Consider the following 17,810-nt stretch of genomic DNA (forward strand, 5'->3'; position numbering starts at 1 on the left):
AGCTATGGATAAAAAGAATTTGAAGAAATGGTTATTAACACTTGTTTTAGCTTTGGTTTGCATTATGATTATCTATCCATTCATATGGATGCTGGTGTCATCTTTAAAACCCCTTGGTGAACTCAGTGAGTTTCCGCCAAAGTTGTTTTCTGAAAACATGTCATTGGATAATTATAAGGTCGTTTTATTTGAACAAGATCCATCTTTTATGACTTACTTAGGTAACTCTACAGTTGTTACTGTAATTTCTGTAATTGGTACACTTTTAACATCATCCATTGCAGGTTATGCTTTTGCCAAATTAGATTTTAAGTACAGAGACCAGTTGTTTGTTTTGTATCTGGCTACCATGATGATACCTTTTCAAGTCTTGATGGTACCTCAGTTTATTTTATTTAAGTACCTAGGCATTTTTAATACTAGATGGGCACTTATATTACCTAGACTCTTTTCACCGCTTTCAACTTTCCTGATGAGGCAGTTTTTCGTTCAAATACCGGATTCTGTAATAGAAGCGGGAAGGATTGATGGTGCAGGTGAGTTTAAAATATTCTGGAAGCTGATTTTACCACTTGCTAAACCAGCTTTAGCCACAGTAACCATTCTTAACTTTGTATGGCGATGGAACGATTACGAAGCACCCCTAATCTTTGTAACAAAACCAGAGCTCTATACATTAACAGTTGGTTTAACAAACTTCATTGATGAAGCGGGCTTCGCTCAGGATCACTTGATACTGGCAGGAGCGACTGTGGCACTTATACCAATGATACTGGTGTTTATACTGTGTCAAAAATATATTATAGGTGGTTTAACATCAGGCAGTGTCAAGTAATTAGAGCATGTAATCATGCTCTATTTCTTTTAGGATTTCTATAGAGTCTTCAGTAATGGTCGATGTATAACACTTGATTGTTACACCAGCTTCTTTTGCCTCTTTAAGGGCGCTTGCAAAGTCAGGATCTGTAATATGATTGGGTTTAAAGTAATGGACTTCCTTCATTTGAATCAAAAGCATGATGTAGTTCTTATAGCCTTCCTTTTGACCTTTAATAAGTTCTCTGACATGTTTGGTGCCTCTAACAGTAGGGGCATCTGGGAACATGGCGATACCGTCGTTTTCTAAGGTAACACCTTTTACTTCAATGTAACCCTTATGAGATTCAGTTTCATAATAGATATCAAATCTAGAGTTACCATATGTTTGCTCTCGCTTGATGTATTTAAGTTGATCAAAGCCGTGAATCTGACCATTTTCTATGGCTTCATAAATGACTTGATTGGGTACTTGAGAATCTATGTTAATGAGTTTTTCGTCTTTATAGATGGCTATTAGAGAATACTTGGTCTTTCTGTTTGGATTATCCGATTTCTGAAGAAAAACTTTTCTGCCTTCTATAAAGAGTTCCTTACATCTGCCTGTGTTTTTTACATGAACAACTTCAACTTGTCCATTTATATCAACATGAGCAATAAATCTATTAACACGTTTAATGAATTTGCCTTCATATATTTGATTATATTTCATAAATCTCCTTTAAAATGCACAAAAATAGTATAAATTATAGTGTAATTGTAACACAGGTTACTGTATTTATCATAGAACTTTGGTAGAATATAATCAAGATAAACGTAATGAGGAGGAAAAAAATGAAAAGAACAATTATTGAAATCAATGAAGATAAATGTGTAGGTTGTGGTTTATGTGCGAGTGCCTGTGAGCAAGGTGCTATTCAAATGGTAGATGGTAAGGCTAAATTAATGAGCACGACTTACTGTGATGGCTTAGGTATGTGTTTACCAGCATGTCCAGTGGATGCCATTAAACTAACTGAAAAAGAAGCAGAAGAGTTTGACCAAGACAGAAAAGGTTTTGCACTTAAAGAGGGTGAAAAATCTAAGGGCTGTGGTTCTACTAAAGAAATGACATTCAATGTAGATGACAAGCCTGCTAATCCATTTAGCGTAAATGCTGCACCAGCAAATCCTTTTAATGTAAAAGAAAATGATGGTATTACACTTAAAAAAGATGAGCCAGCTTGTGGTTGTGGTTCTGCACATGAGCAGACTTTCCCTACACCAGGCTTTAAACCAAATGCACCATTAAATGTTCAAACAAATGCAAATGGTATTGCACCGTCTCAATTAAGACAATGGCCAGTACAAATTTCATTAGTAAATGTTGATTCTACATTCTTTGACGATTGTAACATCTTAGTAGCTGCAGATTGTACAGCATATGCTTATGCTAATTTCCATCAAGAATTCATTAAAGGTAAGGTAACATTGATTGGTTGTCCAAAACTTGACAAGATGGATGAGTATATCGAGAAGTTAACAATGATCTTTAAAAAGCACAACATCAACTCAATTACTGTTGCAAGAATGTCAGTACCATGTTGTACAGGTATTGTAACAGGTGTTAAAAGAGCTATGGAACAATCAGGTAAGGCGATTCCTTACTTAGAAAGAACAATTACACCAGATGGTCAATTGAAATAAAAAAAAAAGTAATCTCTCGATTGAGAGATTACTTATTTTTTTGCTCTTTTCTAATGATACGTTTCATTTGCTTAAGTTGCTTGATAACATCCGCTGATAGTAAGTCCAGCTCTTTTAAGTATTCTTCAGCACCTAAGGTGTTGCCCCTGTTGTATTCTCGTATAGACTTCTTAGCGACTTCATGAAGCTTGGCATGTGGTGATTCCATTTCATCAATAGCACTGCACATATTAGGATTTTCGAAATGAGTATTGTCGCACCATTTACCTAATCGACATGTGTGGTGAGTCCCTACTTCAGCTTCTGTTAAGTCTTCATAACCTAGGATCATGTTGTAAACTTTCCATCTCCAGATCAAATGGTCTGTCATACAAATTTCTATTTGAGTATTGATGTCTAAATCCGGTGTTTGAGCAAGTAGTTCTGTTCTTAGATCGCTGATGAGTTGTGAAATAGAATTGACAGCACGACCTGTTTTACTTGTTTCCTTTTGTAATTCTTGAGTCACTTCATTTACGATCATAACAGAAGATGTGGTTTCTTGTGAGGCTGCATTTTGTTCTTCAATACTAGCTGAAATTTCAATAAATGCATTGTTGATTTCAGTTAAATCATCGTGCATGGTATCAAGAGAACCTACAGCTTCTTGCATCATAGTTTTACTGTTTTCAAAACTCTTATTGGAATCATTAAGTGCCTGATTGGTAAAGTTGATTTCTTCTGTTAGCTTGCCAACTGTTTCATTGATGTATTCCACTTGTTCTTTGGTGTTTTCAGCAAGCTTCTTGATTTCGTCAGCAACAACAGCGAAGCCTCGACCGTGTTCACCAGCTCTAGCTGCTTCTATAGATGCATTTAGAGCTAAGAGATTGGTTTGGTCAGCAACACTTTTGATGATGGTTACCATTTCATTGATTTTCTGTGCTTCACTTGATACACGTTCCATGGTTGTCTGTACTTTTTTTGAAGCTTCGAAGCTTTTTATAACGTCTCTAAATGCTGTCTCAATGCCTTGTAAAGATGTGTTGGCAACAGTAATTGAGTTGTTTGTTCTCTCAGAAGAATCTTGAACAAAGTTAGAAATATCTTCTATGGCTGCTGTCATCTCTTCTGAACTAGCAGCCACATTATCAACCATTTCAGCTTGTTTATCAACACCTAAAAGCATATCTTTTATGTAATCGAGTTCAGTAACAAATTTTAAGATGCTATTTATTTTTTGTAAGTATTCTATTGTGTGGTTATCTTCAAGTACTTGGACCTCCTGAACCACTTCCTTTTGAATTATAGGTTCTTCATTTGTTTTCTTTTTTCTCTTAAACAATTTCTCCTCCTAGTTTGTCATAATAGATGTTATTATAACCAAGCTTCTTGGCTAACTGGACGTTTTTTATTGTTGCTTTGACAAGCTGTGAACTTGTTTCATCAATGTATTCTTTTATACCGACTGATACTGTTAAGTCGGATGCATGACCATAATCATATTTATGTATCAGAAGTCTTAGTCGTTCTGCCAGTAGGATTGATTCATCAAGTGATGTATTTGGTAATACGGCGATAAACTCCTCGCCACTGTATCTGCCTATGATATCTGTCGACCTGCAGTTGGCTAGAAGTATATTGCCTATAATGGATAAGGCATCATCTCCTGCAAGCTGGCCGTGTTCTTGATTGTATCTTTCAAAGTTGTCTATGTCTAATATAAGTAGACATAGGGGTGTTTGATACCTGACACTCCGATTTATCTCATGGTCGAGTTGTTCATGGATGTAATGGTTGTTATAGAGATCGGTTAGAATATCCTTGTAGGATAAGATTTCTAATCTTTCTTTCATCTCTTTGATCTGTATGCGATTATTGTATCTTTCGTTTATGCTTTGATATCTTTGATGAGACACAAGTAAACTATAAAATAAAATCACTATAGAAACCACAATATAAAGATTACTTTGAGACATTTTTATAGTTAAAAATATACATGAGCCCAAGATGCTAATCAATAAAGGTGTACGTAAAACTATCGAGATATATAAATACCCAGAAAACATCAGTAGTAACATCAAACCGGAAAATATGAACAGATAAGAGGATGTTTCTCCTATATCACTTAAGATGATTGCAATGATAGTGCACATGTAGAAGGCACCTATCAAAAGTTTATAGTATCTTATCTGATGATTGTGTTTGTGTTGTACCCATATGCCAGATAGGGTTAAAAGTAAAAACATGATCAGTATAACGGTTGCATTTGAAATAAAAGAATCATCAAAATCTCCAAAGGCAATGCTGAGTAAAATATAAACTGTGTACAAAGAACAAAATACCAATATAAGATTGAAGTTTTCTTTTAAGATATATTCTAGGAATTTCTCGTCTTTATTTTTTCTATCAATCATCATAACCTCCCTTATGTATATACCATTATTTAGAAAGTTCAATCGTATTCTAAATAAAATGATTGAAGAGAAGTAAATTATGGTATATTCTGAAAGAGTAGAAACTTAGAATATTTTATATGGGAGGACAATTATGAAAAAATATGTATGTACAGTATGTGGTTATGTTTATGATCCTGAAGTAGGCGATCCTGATAGCGGTATTGCTCCAGGCACTGCATTTGAAGATATTCCAGAGGATTGGGTATGTCCTTTATGCGGCGTTGGTAAAGAAGATTTTGAATTAGCATAAAACATTTGAGTCTGCGTAAGCAGACTTTTTTAATTTCACTTCAATTTTTTTGAGTGCCTCTTAAATTTTTTTGATTGCTTTTAGAAATTTGATGCAAAATATCACTTTCTTTGGTATAGTGACATTAATAGATTAAAAGGGGGCATTAATGGATAAGTTATCAAGCAAGAAAAAACAGTATCTATCAGACATCAGCTTATTTTTTGTAGCTGCCGTATGGGGTGGCGGATTTGTAGCTGTTAAGGGTGCCTTAGATACTATGACACCATTTTTATTAATGGCATACAGATTTGTACTGGCATCATCAATTGTTTATTTATTTTTTCATAAGAAGATAGGTAAAATCAGTAAAGAAGATCTAAAGGTTGGGGCTGTTGTAGGGTCGATATTATATCTGGCTTTTGCGACACAAACATTTGGACTCCAATATACTACAGCTTCTAAACAAGGTTTTTTAACGGCAACATACGTGGTTATGGTACCGATACTGTATTGGTTGTTCTATAAAAAGAGACCAAAGAATAAGGCTATTTTAGGGAGTGTTTTAACCATTGCAGGCATAGCCATGGTTTCACTTAATAAATCACTTGATTTTAATCCAGGTGATGCTTTAACTTTACTTTGTGCTCTTTTCTTTGCAGCACATATCATTGCATTAGAATATTATACAAAATCAGTAGATGTTTTAAAGTTGACATTTCTACAACTCTCAGTTGCAGCACTTTTATTTGTTGTATCAGCCCTTTTATTTGAACCACTGGTATTTAATCTTACAGGGGCAGAAATATCATCGATTGTTTATTTAGCTGTCTTCTCAACATTTTTATGTTACACAGTTCAAACCGCTGCTCAGAAGTATACATCATCGTCACATGCATCGATTATCATGTCTTTAGAGTCGGTATTTGCAGCTGTCTTTGGCGTCTTGCTTTTAAATGAAGTTATGACACCTCTGATGATTATGGGATGTCTACTTATCTTTGCAGCAATTTTAATCATTGAGGTAGATTTTAAGAAGAAATCTGATACAATACAAGTAGACTCAAATGAACTAAGAAAACAATCCAATGAATAAATGATAAAAACTATGACATTGTTCATAGTTTTTTTAGGAGAAATATGCAAAAAGAATTACTAGATTGGTATCATAAAAATCATAGAAAATTACCTTGGATAGAAAGTAGTGATCCCTATAAGATTTGGTTATCAGAGATTATGTTACAACAAACTCAAGTCGCTACAGTTGTAGCTTATTTTAATCGTTTCATAAGTAATTTCCCGACAGTATACGATTTAGCCCAGGCAGAAGAAGACCAAGTCTTAAAGATGTGGGAAGGTCTAGGCTATTACTCAAGAGCAAGACGTTTGATACCATGTGCTAAAATGGTTGTGGAAGTCTATGATGGCCATTTTCCAAATACTTATAATGAAATCATCAAGCTGCCTGGTGTAGGCTCTTATACAGCTGGTGCGGTTTTAAGTATTGCCTATAATGTTAAGGTGCCTGCAGTTGATGGCAATGTCATGAGAGTTTATTCCAGATACTTTGATATGGCTAATGATATATCTGTAGCATCCAGTAAAAAAGTCTTTGAAGAAAAGGTCATGGAGACTTTACCTGAGGACAGAAGACATTTTAACCAGGCTCTGATGGAACTAGGTGCCAGAATATGTACGCCGAAAAACTATCAGTGTAATCAATGTCCTATTCATAAGGACTGCCAGGCTAAAAAACAAGGACTACAGGATATTCGTCCTGTAAAGACTAAAAAGATCAAGAAGAGACATGAAAAAATAGCAGCATGTTACATCAAATGCAATGATAAAATCATGCTTATGAAAAGACCTTCAGAAGGTCTTCTAGCTGGACTTTGGGCTTTTCCTATTGTAACCTATACAGATGATTATATAAGTTTGATTAAAGATCATTTGAAAGAGGACTATGATTTAAAGGTTGATGATTTCAAAGAAATCTCAACAACTAAACATGTCTATACCCATCTGGTTTGGGATATGATACTTGTTGAAATGTCGACTGAACAGCAAGTTGAGGTAGATTTGCCTAAAACTATTTGGGTAAGTTATGAAGAACTTAAAGATTATGCCTTGCCAACAGGTTTTCATAAACTGTTAAAGAATGCTACAAAAAATATTTAGAAGTTTGCGATTACTTTTTAGGATGAAAATATAGTTGACTTTATTGAGGTTAATGGTGATTAATAAGCAGAATGTTGTTTCTGCTTATTTTTTTTATAATTTTCCATTTCTTGTGCTATGATGGATATGAAATGAAAATGGAGGTCATCTATGTTGTTTTTAACCTTGATTGAAGATCAAGCCAAAAGAAGTAAACTTGAAGAAATATATTTAACCTATAAGAGAGATTTGTATATCACAGCTTACTCAATTTTAAAGCGTCATGAATTAGCTGAAGACATGGTACAGACGACGATTTTAAAGATTCATCCTTTTTTAGATAAAATATCTGAGATAAAGTGTAAGAAAACAAGGTCCTATCTCGTTATTATAGTAAGGAACCTTTGTATTGACTATATGAGACGCAGTAAGAAGGAACATTTAACAGATAGTCATATTGAAGAAGTTATCACAAGTGATCTACTTACTTCCTTGATTGAAGATGAAATCATTGGTCGTGAAAAAACGACTGATTTAAACGATCTAGTCGAGACATTACACCCGACTTATAAAGAAATAATCAAGTTAAGGTACTATGATGATTTGACCATTGATGAAATATCACAAGTCTTAGGTATTAGTAAAAACAATGTCAGTGTTCGTATTAAAAGAGGCTTAGAGTCTTTAAAGAAAATTTCTAATGAAAGGGGGAAGTCTTTTGACAGAGCTTACTAGAGAAGAAAAGGATAAAAATATAAGACTCAACGAAACCTTGCTTTATGAAATAGGTTATGATTACTCTGATCAAATATGTAAAGAAACAGACCGTCTCCTAGATCTATATAAAGACTTAGAAGTGCCAGCCACGCTTGATGGGTGGTTTAAAAGATTTAGCCAGGGTTTAAAAGAAAAAGAGGCAAAAGCTCATAAAAGAAAAAGACACTTTAGGACCATGAAGTATGCTGCAAGTATCTTGGTTACTTTAACAGTGGCAGCATCTGTGATTACTTTTAATGTGGAAGCCTTGAGAATCAAGTTCTTTAATCTTCTGATTTCTGATGAAGGGGAATATACTAAAATAATCCCCAGTCCTATAGATGAAAATGATACCGAGAGTCTCAATGAAAAATATGCTGGTTCCTATTATCCAATCTATATGCCTGAGGGTTTTAATCTTGAAAAAAGTCATCTTGGTAATGTGATTGAACTCTATCACTTTGAAAGAGGTGAAGATTTTGTGACTTTAACAACATCACCTCTAGAGGCTTCTACAACCACTCTTGTAGATACTGAGGATGCTGAAGTAACTTATATACTTATCAATGATTATGAAGCCATGCATATCTATAAGAAGGGGACTGTTAAGATTTCTTTTGCAAATGAAGATACTTTATTTCTTTTGGTTTCGAACTTATCATCTGAAGAAGTCATTAAGATCGCAGAAAACATTAAAAAAATTGAATAAATTAAAAAAAAGGTGTAAGAAATCTCATATTAAAGCGTTCTATTATTAGAACGTTTTTTTTGGAGGAGTTATGAGAAATTTTGCTTTGGTGTCATTATTAATACTATTAGGACTTGTCATTTTATCTATTGTGAAAGTGCCTTATTATTCAGAAGATGTAGCAAGTTTTGTTAATGACTTGGAAAATGGTCATGAGTCTATAAGAGAAACAAAAGTCATGTCGAGAATGGGCTATTTGAAGTTTTATGTTTATTTAGAAGATAAGTCGCAGATAGATGAGCATATTTATAGTGATATTTATATGTTTGGTGAAAGACCTGTAGCCAGTCTTGATATCATTGGTCAGGGGTGTCATTCAGAGACTTACTACTATTCTGATTACTATAAGCGTATGGATAAGCTTGTGACTTATTATACATACTTGTTGACATCGTGGATGGTTTGATATGAAATTTCAAAAATGTTTGTATATTGTTTCTTTGTCTGTTGTCATTTTTCTCTTTAATGTACTGATAGGCCTTAGCCTACTCCATAACATGCTTTTAGTAGTGATGAGCATGGCCTTATCTTTATTTTTATGTATGTTCAAGCGCAAGTTGAAGAAGTCCATCACACCAGTGGTACTGGTGGTTAATTTGGTGCTTTTGTTAAGTTATCATAAGTTCTATCTCCATGAAATGCCATCATACTTATACAGTTTTTCTGGCTTGGTCCTTTTTATATGTATTATAGACAGGTTAGATAAAAGAGAAAAAGACTTGTCTTATCATGAAAGTATTTAGTGATCTCTTGTAAATATTTTATAAAGTCATGCAAATTCATAATTTAAGGGGTTCACATCTTATGATAACTGTGTTAATATCTTTAACAATGTTATATTCGTATAATCCCAATAATAAGGTTTGGGAGTCTCTACCAAGAACCAATAATTCTTGATTACGAAGAAAGTAGCAATGCTTTCTTTGTGGTCAGGAATTTTTTTTTGTTACATATAAAAATACTTGATCATAGTAAGCATTCTGTTAAGCGTGAAAGGAAATAAAATGAATTACAAAGCATTACCAAAGATTGACTTGCATTGTCACTTAGACGGCTCTGCAAGACCTGAAACACTTCGTGAGTTGGCCGTAGAGAGAAACTTACAAGTCGCAGATATTGAAAGCTTAAGATCCTCATTGATTGCACCAGAATCTTGTCCGTCTTTAGACGAGTATCTAAAGAGATTTGAATTAGCTGTTCAAGTGATGCAGGACAAAGCTTCACTAGAAAGAATCGCATATGAAATATTTGAAGATGCTTCGTATGAAAATGTTAAGTATTTGGAAGTTAGATTTGGTCCGCTTTTACACATGAACAAGGGGCTTAATCTTGATGAAATTATTTCGAGTGTTCTAAAGGGCATGAATGATGCCAAAGAAAAATATGATATAGAGGGTGGTATCATCATTGCTGCTTTAAGGACCATGCCGACAGATAGGCTGGATGACTTGATTGAAACTGGTTCAAAGTATTTGGATAAAGGCCTAGTAGGATTTGACTTGGCTTCAAGCGAAGTAGCAGGCTTTTGTGATACATTTAAACCATTTGTGGAGAAGGCAAAAGCTTTGGGCTATAAGATAACCATTCATGCTGGCGAAACAGGTGTTGGCAAAAATGTTTTTGATGCAGTGACCATTGGTGCAGATAGGATTGGACATGGTATCCACATTCATAGTCATCAAAAGGCCTTTGACATAGTAAAGAAACATAAGATTGTTTTAGAGACATGTCCTTCAAGTAACGTACAGACTAAAGCAGTAACTTCAATGGAGAACCACCCTATAAAAGACTTTATGGATGCAGGTATTTTAGTCACCATAAACACAGACAATAGAACGGTATCTAACACAAGCATGACAAAAGAAGTTAAGCGTGTTATGGAGACCTTTAACTTAGACTTAAGCGATTATCATAAAATCTATGAGTATAGTGTTCAGGCCGCCTTTACGTCTGACGAAATCAAAGAAAAACTTTTGGCATATATTAGGTAAGAAACATGATTTACGAATAGAGAATTAGGGTATATTTTAATTGGTGGTGACTTTATGAAGAAAAAAAGTTTATTAAAATATATAAATTCTAGTATAAATCTTAAATTATTGTGGATGACAACCGTATGTCTGTTGATATATGTTGTGATTGTATCTACACTAAATTTTAACTCTATTGGACATATGAAAACTGAAACGCTAGATGTTACTGAAACTGAGTTGAATCAGTTAGTTGAAGAGTATTATGGTAATTATGCAGAATCTGTTTATGTACATGTTAATGGTCAAATGGATAATCTCTTTAATGAACTTCACATACTTTCTAGTGCCTTGCAAAGGGTCTTTTCTAATCGGAGTGAATTAACTGAGTGGATAGATGCCATGAGAACATCTTCTTATTTTCGTGATAATCTAGATGAATATTCCAATTATATGCAGAACATGGATGATGAACCGACTGTTGTCTCTGTACCATCTTATCTTTTTAAAGATGGCATTATTGATGAAGAAGTTGTAAAACTCATTGATGATACAAGAATACTGGATCTTTTAATGCCGGCCTTTATGGAACACGGCGTTGAGAAACTGCAGATATATTTTCAAGGTGGTCAAAACCGAGAAGTCTTCAGGTTGGCACCTTGGACCAATTTAGGACAAGATACCATAGCTGTTTATCCTGAATTATTTAATCAACCGATATGGGAGACTTTTAATCCAGGTTTAGCAGGTGAGTGGCGTGAGCGTATTACAAACTCTGACATTGATGAAATCACTCAGCTTTTAAGAGTAACACCACCAGTTCAAGATGGTCTTTCTGGTGACTTGGTATTAACCCTTTCTCAACCTATAGCCAATGAAGGCAAGGATAACTTTGAAGGTACCATTTCATATGATGTATCTATTGGAAAAATCACTTCTATGATTGAAGATATATCCATATCAGAAACAGGTTTTGCCTTTGTGACCCAATCTAGTGGTAATGTATTTTCTGTTAACCAAGATGGTTTAGAGGTACTAGGTTTAAGCTCTGATAGTTTATCTACAACCACTTCTGATGAAGGTTTTAACAGGTTAGATAGAAAATTAGAAGATTCAAAGCATGAAGCCATTCAAAATCTTGACATGAATAATGATGACGAGTTAAAGATTCAAACCATCTCCATTGACGGTGAGGATTATATGTTTGCATCTAAAAAACTTTATTCTTACCAATCGTGGCTACCAGAAAAAAGCTTTTTTGAAGAGTCATGGCAAATTGGTTTTCTAGTGCCAAGAGATGAAGTATTCCATATGTATTATGAAATAGAAGAAGAGATCAACTCAGAAGTGTCTGTTTTAACATTGAATGTCTTTATCATCACTTTTGTACTTGCCATTATTATCTTATTTTTGATCTATAAGTCTAATACAATTGTGACTAGAGAACTTGTAACCTTATCAAAGGCAGCTGATGCTGTTAAACAAAAAAAATATGATGTTGAGATTAAAGTGGATACCATTGATGAAGTCGGTGTACTTGCATCTGCATTTAGAGAGATGATAGCAGAGATCAAAACCTCTTTTCATCAAATGGAAACACATAACGAAAGATTACAAGCAGAAATCGATGAAAGAATCAAAAGAGATCGGATTATAGATTATCTGGAAAACTTTGATTCTGGAACTGATTTACCTAATAAAAAGGCACTCCTTAATATTTTAAAAGAGTTAAAGGATGTTAAAGAGCAGTTTGTTTCACTTGTTGTCATAGGATTAGACGAGTTTAGAAAGGTTAATGAAGCCTATTCGTGGACTTTTGGTGATAAGCTTATAAAGGCTATTTCTGAGAGACTCAGACAAGTTCTGCCTAATGAGTGTATGCTCTTTAAGTTAAGTGGTGATGAGTTTGCTTTTATCTTTAGAGACAACAAACTAAAAAACTTGATCAACACTGTAGAGGATGTGAACCAAACCTTTAAAGAACCTTATAAGATTGGTGATTATGAGATCTTGATTGGCTCAAGTGTTGGTATTTCATCATTTCCATTTGATACATCAGAACCAACAGAGCTTTTTAAGTTTGCTACTAATGCCATGATTCACTGTAAAGAAGTGAACAAAGGCAGGTATGAGTTCTACAGTGCAGAGATGAATGACTCTGCAAGAATGCGTATGATCATCATCAATGAACTGAGAAATGCTATAGAAAATGATGAGTTGACCCTATTATATCAACCGATTGTATCGGTTATGACTAAGGAAGTTACAGGTATGGAAGCCTTGTTAAGATGGGAAAATGATACACTTGGACATGTTTCGCCTGCAGTCTTTATTCCTTTAGCTGAAAAAACAGACTTGATTATTTCATTAGGTATTTGGATCTTAAAAAGAGCTCTTAGAGAAGCCAAGCGCATGCATGATGAAGGATTAGACCATCTAAATATTGCAGTCAACGTCTCAGTAATGCAGTTTTTAGATGCAGGCTTTATTGGTGAAGTGAAAAAGGCCATTGAAGATTGCGGCATAGATGCTAAAAAAGTAACCGTTGAGATTACAGAAGGCCTCTTTATCAACGACTTACAGACGACTCTTAGAGTTTTAAATGAGTTAAGGTCTTTAGGTATATCTATATCTGTAGACGACTTCGGGACAGGTTATTCATCTCTTTCTTATATCAAGGACCTACCACTGTCAAAGCTTAAAATTGACCGTTCATTTATCAATGCCATAGATGATATCATGAGTCAGAAGCTCGTATCGGCTATTATAGGACTTGCTCATAACCTTAATCTAAGCGTTGTTGCAGAAGGTGTTGAGACAGAGGAACAACTGTCTTACATTGAATCAAGAGACTGTGAGGAACTACAGGGTTACTTGTACAGTAAACCTTTAGGTTATGATGATTTTGTTGAATATGTCAAAAAGACCGTATCTAAGTGATACGGTTTTTTAGTAGCTTCTTAAATCCTTTTATATAGGCCCCATTGATGATATCCATATAGGCTTTCATCTTATCAGGAGAAGTTTGGCCGCCTGTCATCAAAATATAAGCTTGAAGGGGTGTTTCATTTGTTGCTCTTTCAAGATTGGCCTTTTCGACAGGGCTGCCAGATGTTTTCATTTCCTTATATGCTTTTCTATATAAATGTTTACCAATCAGGGTATGTTTGATATCCCCTAAGGTAGAATTGATGTCGAACATGCCTTTTTTTAAAGGTGCATTTTTAGTAACAGGTTTAGCCATCATGTTTTCAAAGGTTTCATCTGAAATATCAATGTCTTTCATATAAAACTCTCTTTGCGTTTCGTGATAATCTACTTGCAAATCGTCTTTGTTTTCTATTTGAACAAGATCTTTTAAAAGGATATTTCTCGAATGACTGCCAATTCTAATCTCGTAGTCGCCAGATGGTGCATAAAAATCATTGATACCGGTATGATAAAGAGAAAAGTCTCTTTTATCTAGGTAAAAGTCTAAAGTTTTTTTCTCCTTAGCTAATAAACGTACTTTTTCAAATGCCCTCAGTTCCTGAAGAGGCCTATGAATATGACTTTTAAGTGGTGCTATATAAAGCTGGACTGTTTCAGATGCTGTCATAGAGCCAGTGTTTTTAATATCCACTGAAACGTGAAAGCTTTCCTTGTGCTTGATAAGCTTTAAGTTGCTGTATTCAAATGATGAATAAGATAAACCATATCCCATAGGAAATAGGACTTCTTTTTCAAAGGTATCGTAGTAACGGTAACCAACATAAATGCCTTCTCTATATTCTACAGTTTGAGGTCCCATCCCGAAAAACTTATAACAAGGTGTATCTTCAAGATATAGGGGATAGGTTTCAGTTAGCTTACCACTAGGTGATTCAAATCCATAAAGTAAATCATATGTCGCTTGACCAAGTGCCTGTCCGCCAAGGTGGATTGAAAGTAGGGCGGAAACATGATCGAGCCAAGGCATAAGAACTGGTGAACCATTAGATAAGACGACAACTATGTTTGGGTTGATTTCAGCTATCTGATCAACGAGTGAATTATGGTCAGGCGGTAGATTGAGGTCTTGTCTGTCAAATCCTTCAGATTCGTATATATCAGGTAAGCCGATACATATAACTACCTTATCTACGTTTTTAATCAAGTCTTCTGAACCTGCTACCTGAGTCAAATGGATGTAGTTGACATCTTCTTGGTCTAAGGCTTGTTTCAATGAAATCAAGTTTTTAGGGTTAACATGTGAACTGCCTGAACCTTGAAAACGTGGATTCTCAAAAAAAGGACCTATATATGCAAGAGTTTCTTGTTTTTTTAAGGGCAGTGCACCTTGATTTTTTAACAGCACTGCTGATTCTACCAAGGCTTTTTTAGCAAGTTGATGATGTTTGTCGTAATCCACTTTAAGGGATTTTTTATGGTGCTTGGTCTTGTTGATTAACTTTAGAACACGGTTAACAGATTGATCAAAAGAAGGCTGGTCTTTATTTTTTATAAGTTCTTCTGTATGTTTGTGACTCGAAAAAGGCATTTCTAAATCAAGCCCTGCTTTTAAAGAGGCTATTCTATCAGACACAGCACCCCAGTCACTTACAATAAGTCCGTCATAATGCCACTGCTTTCTGAGTATGTCTGTCAGCAAGTATTTATTTTCGCTGCAATAAGAACCATTAACTTTGTTATAAGCGGACATGACAGTCCAAGGATTTGCTTCTTTTATGGCAATTTCAAATGCAGGTAGATAAATTTCTCTTAAAGCTCTTTCGTCTACAACAGCGTCTATGGACATGCGTCTGTACTCTTGATTGTTGACGGCAAAGTGTTTTAAGGATGCACCCACGCCTATGGATTGAAGGCCATTAATCATAGCAGCACCCAGTTTACCTGAAACAAGAGGATCTTCTGAAAAATATTCGAAATTTCTACCACATAGGGGAGACCGTTTGACGTTGATGCCGGGGCCCAGTAGGACTGAAACATCGTGCGCTTGACATTCTCTTCCAAGAGCAAGACCAACTTCATAAAGTAAATCTGTATTCCACGATGAGGCCAAGGCAGATGCTGTTGGAAAACAGGTGGCAGGTATACTTTCATTCTTGCCTAGGTGGTCTGTTTTTCCTGCTTGTTTTCTGAGTCCGTGAGGACCGTCACACATCATGATGGACGGTAATCCATCTGTTTGATGGGTAGACCAAAAATCTTTTCCCATCAGTAAAGATGCTTGATCTTTTAAAGTAAGTTTCTTATCCATAAGAGTTCCTTTCTAAATTTTCTTCATTTTAGCATCCAGAAAATACATGGACTATGGCATCATGTCTTAAATTCATACGCTTATGGGATTTTTGTGAAATATAAATGGGAAAATAAAAAAACACGTTTTCACGTGTTTTAGATTTCTACTAAAGAAAAACCAATAATTTGATCGGCATAGATGTTTAATTGTTCTACTTTAGTGGTTTGACCACCTTGAACTATTTTAGCATTTGTAAGTTTGATAAACTCTGCATTATCAACCAACTTAATGTTAACTAACTCATTTTCAGCGTCAATAAGTACCTTATTGGCTAATTCATCTACTTTAGAAATATCAAATTCTTGATCGTTACATGGACAAGCTAAATCATCACTACAGTATAGCTCACAATATGATCCGCTTATTTGTCCTGCTGCTGTAACAAGCATCAGTTCATATCTTTTCTCTGGGTTGTTTTTTATAAGATTATTACCCAGAGCAACTAAAGCTCTTATTTGAATGACTTTTCTCGAAAATTCAACTTTTAAGACATTCGGTGTTAATGTATCATGCATAATACCCCTCCCCCTAATTAATACCATAATTGATTATATCATATGGATGAGGAAATAATAAAGTTAATATAGTATTACATTAAATTTTGTGTTTTCTGATTAAATATGGCATATAATAGGTATAAAGGTAAAGATGTTTAAAATTTAAGGGAGGTAAGTATGTCAGTAATTGGAACTAAAACAGAAAAGAATTTATTAAAAGCATTTGCAGGTGAATCTCAAGCGAAGAATCGTTATACTTTTTATGCTAAGCAAGCTAAAAAAGAAGGCTTTGAGCAGATTTCTGCACTCTTTATGGAAACAGCACTTAATGAAGAGCAACATGCCAAAACATTCTTTAAGTTTATGGAGTCAGGTGAAGCGGTAGAAATTACAGCTATGTATCCTGCAGGTATCATTAAGTCAACTGTAGAAAACCTTAAAGCAGCAGCTGCTGGTGAAAACGAAGAATGGACTGAGCTTTATCCTGAGTTTGCTAATGTTGCAGAAGAAGAAGGTTTCCCTGCTATCGCTAGAGCATTTAGAAATATTGCTAAGGTTGAAAAAGAGCATGAAGCTAGATACCTTAAGTTAGCTAAAAACATTGAAAATGATGAAGTCTTTACTAAGCCTGAACCAACTAGATGGAAGTGTAGAAAATGTGGTCATGTTCATGAAGGTCCAAATGCACCTAAAGAATGTCCAACATGTCAACATCCTCAAGGCTACTTCGAGAAGAAAGAAATGAACTACTAATGATGACTTTAGCTTATATCAAACAAGCCATAATCAGTGAAATCGAAGGTTATGAATTCTACAGGATGGCAGCTGGACAAACGCGTGATGTTCAGATGAAAGAAACATACTTAGAGCTGGCTGAAGAAGAAAGAAAACATGTGGTTTGGCTACAGGATTTACATAAGTCTATCGATTCTGGCAGTGATTTTGATCTGATGACAGTTGATGCACCACCATCACCTGAGATATTTAAGTGGGACAAACTTGATAGGGAAGACCCTAAGACCATCTTAAGTGTTTTCGGTATAGCACTTCAGCTTGAAAAAGCATCGTTTGAGTTTTATAAGAAGGCTTCTGAAGAAGTGGAAGAAAAGTCTGCTAAAGAACTATTTAAGATTTTAGAAGCATGGGAAAGAGCCCATTACGATGTATTTAATAAAGAGTACAACAATTTGCAAGAAGATTGGTGGAGTGAGCAAGGATTCGCACCATTTTAA

At 34.9% G+C, this 17,810-nt stretch carries 18 protein-coding genes and 1 riboswitch; of the genes, 13 read left to right on the forward strand and 5 right to left on the reverse strand.

Annotated elements, in window-relative coordinates; translation table 11 throughout:
• Positions 1-4: 4 nt before the first annotated feature.
• Entirely contained in the window at positions 5-835 is an 831-nt protein-coding gene (locus tag EZV73_RS13640; RefSeq protein ID WP_240840891.1) for a carbohydrate ABC transporter permease, read from the forward strand.
• Here EZV73_RS13640 and sfsA read toward each other — a convergent pair whose 3' ends face one another.
• Complete coding sequence (gene sfsA, locus EZV73_RS13645; RefSeq protein ID WP_240840892.1) at positions 836-1,528, reverse strand: DNA/RNA nuclease SfsA; 693 nt, start codon at positions 1,526-1,528, stop codon at positions 836-838.
• Between the two features lie 122 nt (positions 1,529-1,650).
• On the opposite strand from sfsA, the gene EZV73_RS13650 reads away from it, so the two are divergent.
• Entirely contained in the window at positions 1,651-2,502 is an 852-nt protein-coding gene (locus EZV73_RS13650; RefSeq protein WP_240840893.1) for an ATP-binding protein, read from the forward strand.
• 28 nt (positions 2,503-2,530) lie between these two features.
• On the opposite strand, the gene EZV73_RS13655 is transcribed toward EZV73_RS13650, so the two are convergent.
• On the reverse strand, positions 2,531-3,826 hold the full coding sequence (locus EZV73_RS13655; protein WP_240840894.1) for a methyl-accepting chemotaxis protein: 1,296 nt from the start codon (positions 3,824-3,826) through the stop codon (positions 2,531-2,533).
• The gene (locus EZV73_RS13660) at positions 3,819-4,898 is read right to left on the reverse strand and encodes a GGDEF domain-containing protein (protein WP_240840895.1); all 1,080 of its coding nucleotides are present in this window, start codon (positions 4,896-4,898) and stop codon (positions 3,819-3,821) included. Before EZV73_RS13660 ends, EZV73_RS13655 begins: the two co-directional genes overlap by 8 nt.
• A 133-nt stretch (positions 4,899-5,031) precedes the next feature.
• On the opposite strand from EZV73_RS13660, the gene rd reads away from it, so the two are divergent.
• The 9 genes from rd (at position 5,032) to EZV73_RS13705 (ending at position 13,740) form a co-directional block, all read left to right on the forward strand.
• Entirely contained in the window at positions 5,032-5,190 is a 159-nt protein-coding gene (rd, locus tag EZV73_RS13665) for a rubredoxin (protein ID WP_240840896.1), read from the forward strand.
• A gap of 148 nt (positions 5,191-5,338) precedes the next feature.
• Positions 5,339-6,265, forward strand: a complete 927-nt coding sequence (locus EZV73_RS13670; protein ID WP_240840897.1) for a DMT family transporter — start codon at positions 5,339-5,341, stop codon at positions 6,263-6,265.
• A 44-nt stretch (positions 6,266-6,309) separates the two neighbouring features.
• Positions 6,310-7,347: an A/G-specific adenine glycosylase gene (mutY, locus tag EZV73_RS13675; RefSeq protein ID WP_240840898.1), complete on the forward strand. Its 1,038-nt coding sequence runs from the start codon at positions 6,310-6,312 to the stop codon at positions 7,345-7,347.
• Between the two features lie 150 nt (positions 7,348-7,497).
• Complete coding sequence (locus tag EZV73_RS13680) at positions 7,498-8,061, forward strand: RNA polymerase sigma factor (protein WP_240840899.1); 564 nt, start codon at positions 7,498-7,500, stop codon at positions 8,059-8,061.
• A complete protein-coding gene (locus EZV73_RS13685; protein WP_240840900.1) occupies positions 8,045-8,791 on the forward strand; it encodes a DUF4367 domain-containing protein in 747 nt (248 codons plus the stop codon). The genes EZV73_RS13680 and EZV73_RS13685 overlap by 17 nt, the downstream gene beginning before the upstream one ends.
• Positions 8,792-8,861: 70 nt before the next feature.
• Positions 8,862-9,236 carry a hypothetical protein gene (locus EZV73_RS13690; RefSeq protein WP_240840901.1) on the forward strand — a complete coding sequence of 125 codons (375 nt, stop codon included), beginning with the start codon at positions 8,862-8,864 and terminating at the stop codon, positions 9,234-9,236.
• A gap of 1 nt (position 9,237) precedes the next feature.
• Complete coding sequence (locus tag EZV73_RS13695; protein ID WP_240840902.1) at positions 9,238-9,573, forward strand: hypothetical protein; 336 nt, start codon at positions 9,238-9,240, stop codon at positions 9,571-9,573.
• Between the two features lie 77 nt (positions 9,574-9,650).
• A riboswitch (purine riboswitch) is annotated at positions 9,651-9,750 on the forward strand.
• Positions 9,751-9,834: 84 nt separating this feature from the next.
• A complete protein-coding gene (gene add / locus EZV73_RS13700) occupies positions 9,835-10,821 on the forward strand; it encodes an adenosine deaminase (RefSeq protein WP_240840903.1) in 987 nt (328 codons plus the stop codon).
• A gap of 54 nt (positions 10,822-10,875) precedes the next feature.
• The gene (locus EZV73_RS13705) at positions 10,876-13,740 is read left to right on the forward strand and encodes an EAL domain-containing protein (RefSeq protein ID WP_240840904.1); all 2,865 of its coding nucleotides are present in this window, start codon (positions 10,876-10,878) and stop codon (positions 13,738-13,740) included.
• On the opposite strand, the gene EZV73_RS13710 is transcribed toward EZV73_RS13705, so the two are convergent.
• The gene (locus EZV73_RS13710) at positions 13,733-16,039 is read right to left on the reverse strand and encodes a glycoside hydrolase family 3 C-terminal domain-containing protein (protein WP_240840905.1); all 2,307 of its coding nucleotides are present in this window, start codon (positions 16,037-16,039) and stop codon (positions 13,733-13,735) included. The two genes, EZV73_RS13705 and EZV73_RS13710, sit on opposite strands and share 8 nt — an antisense overlap.
• A gap of 137 nt (positions 16,040-16,176) precedes the next feature.
• Positions 16,177-16,596 (reverse strand): hypothetical protein, encoded by a 420-nt coding sequence (locus EZV73_RS13715; protein ID WP_240840906.1) that lies wholly within the window; start codon positions 16,594-16,596, stop codon positions 16,177-16,179.
• Between the two features lie 159 nt (positions 16,597-16,755).
• Here EZV73_RS13715 and rbr point away from each other — a divergent pair, with 159 nt between their 5' ends.
• A complete protein-coding gene (gene rbr, locus EZV73_RS13720) occupies positions 16,756-17,331 on the forward strand; it encodes a rubrerythrin (RefSeq protein ID WP_240840907.1) in 576 nt (191 codons plus the stop codon).
• The gene (locus EZV73_RS13725) at positions 17,331-17,810 is read left to right on the forward strand and encodes a ferritin family protein (protein ID WP_240840908.1); all 480 of its coding nucleotides are present in this window, start codon (positions 17,331-17,333) and stop codon (positions 17,808-17,810) included. Before rbr ends, EZV73_RS13725 begins: the two co-directional genes overlap by 1 nt.

Origin of the sequence: Acidaminobacter sp. JC074 (genome assembly GCF_022496765.1) — a bacterium.
Classification (GTDB): domain Bacteria; phylum Bacillota; class Clostridia; order Peptostreptococcales; family Acidaminobacteraceae; genus JABXKX01.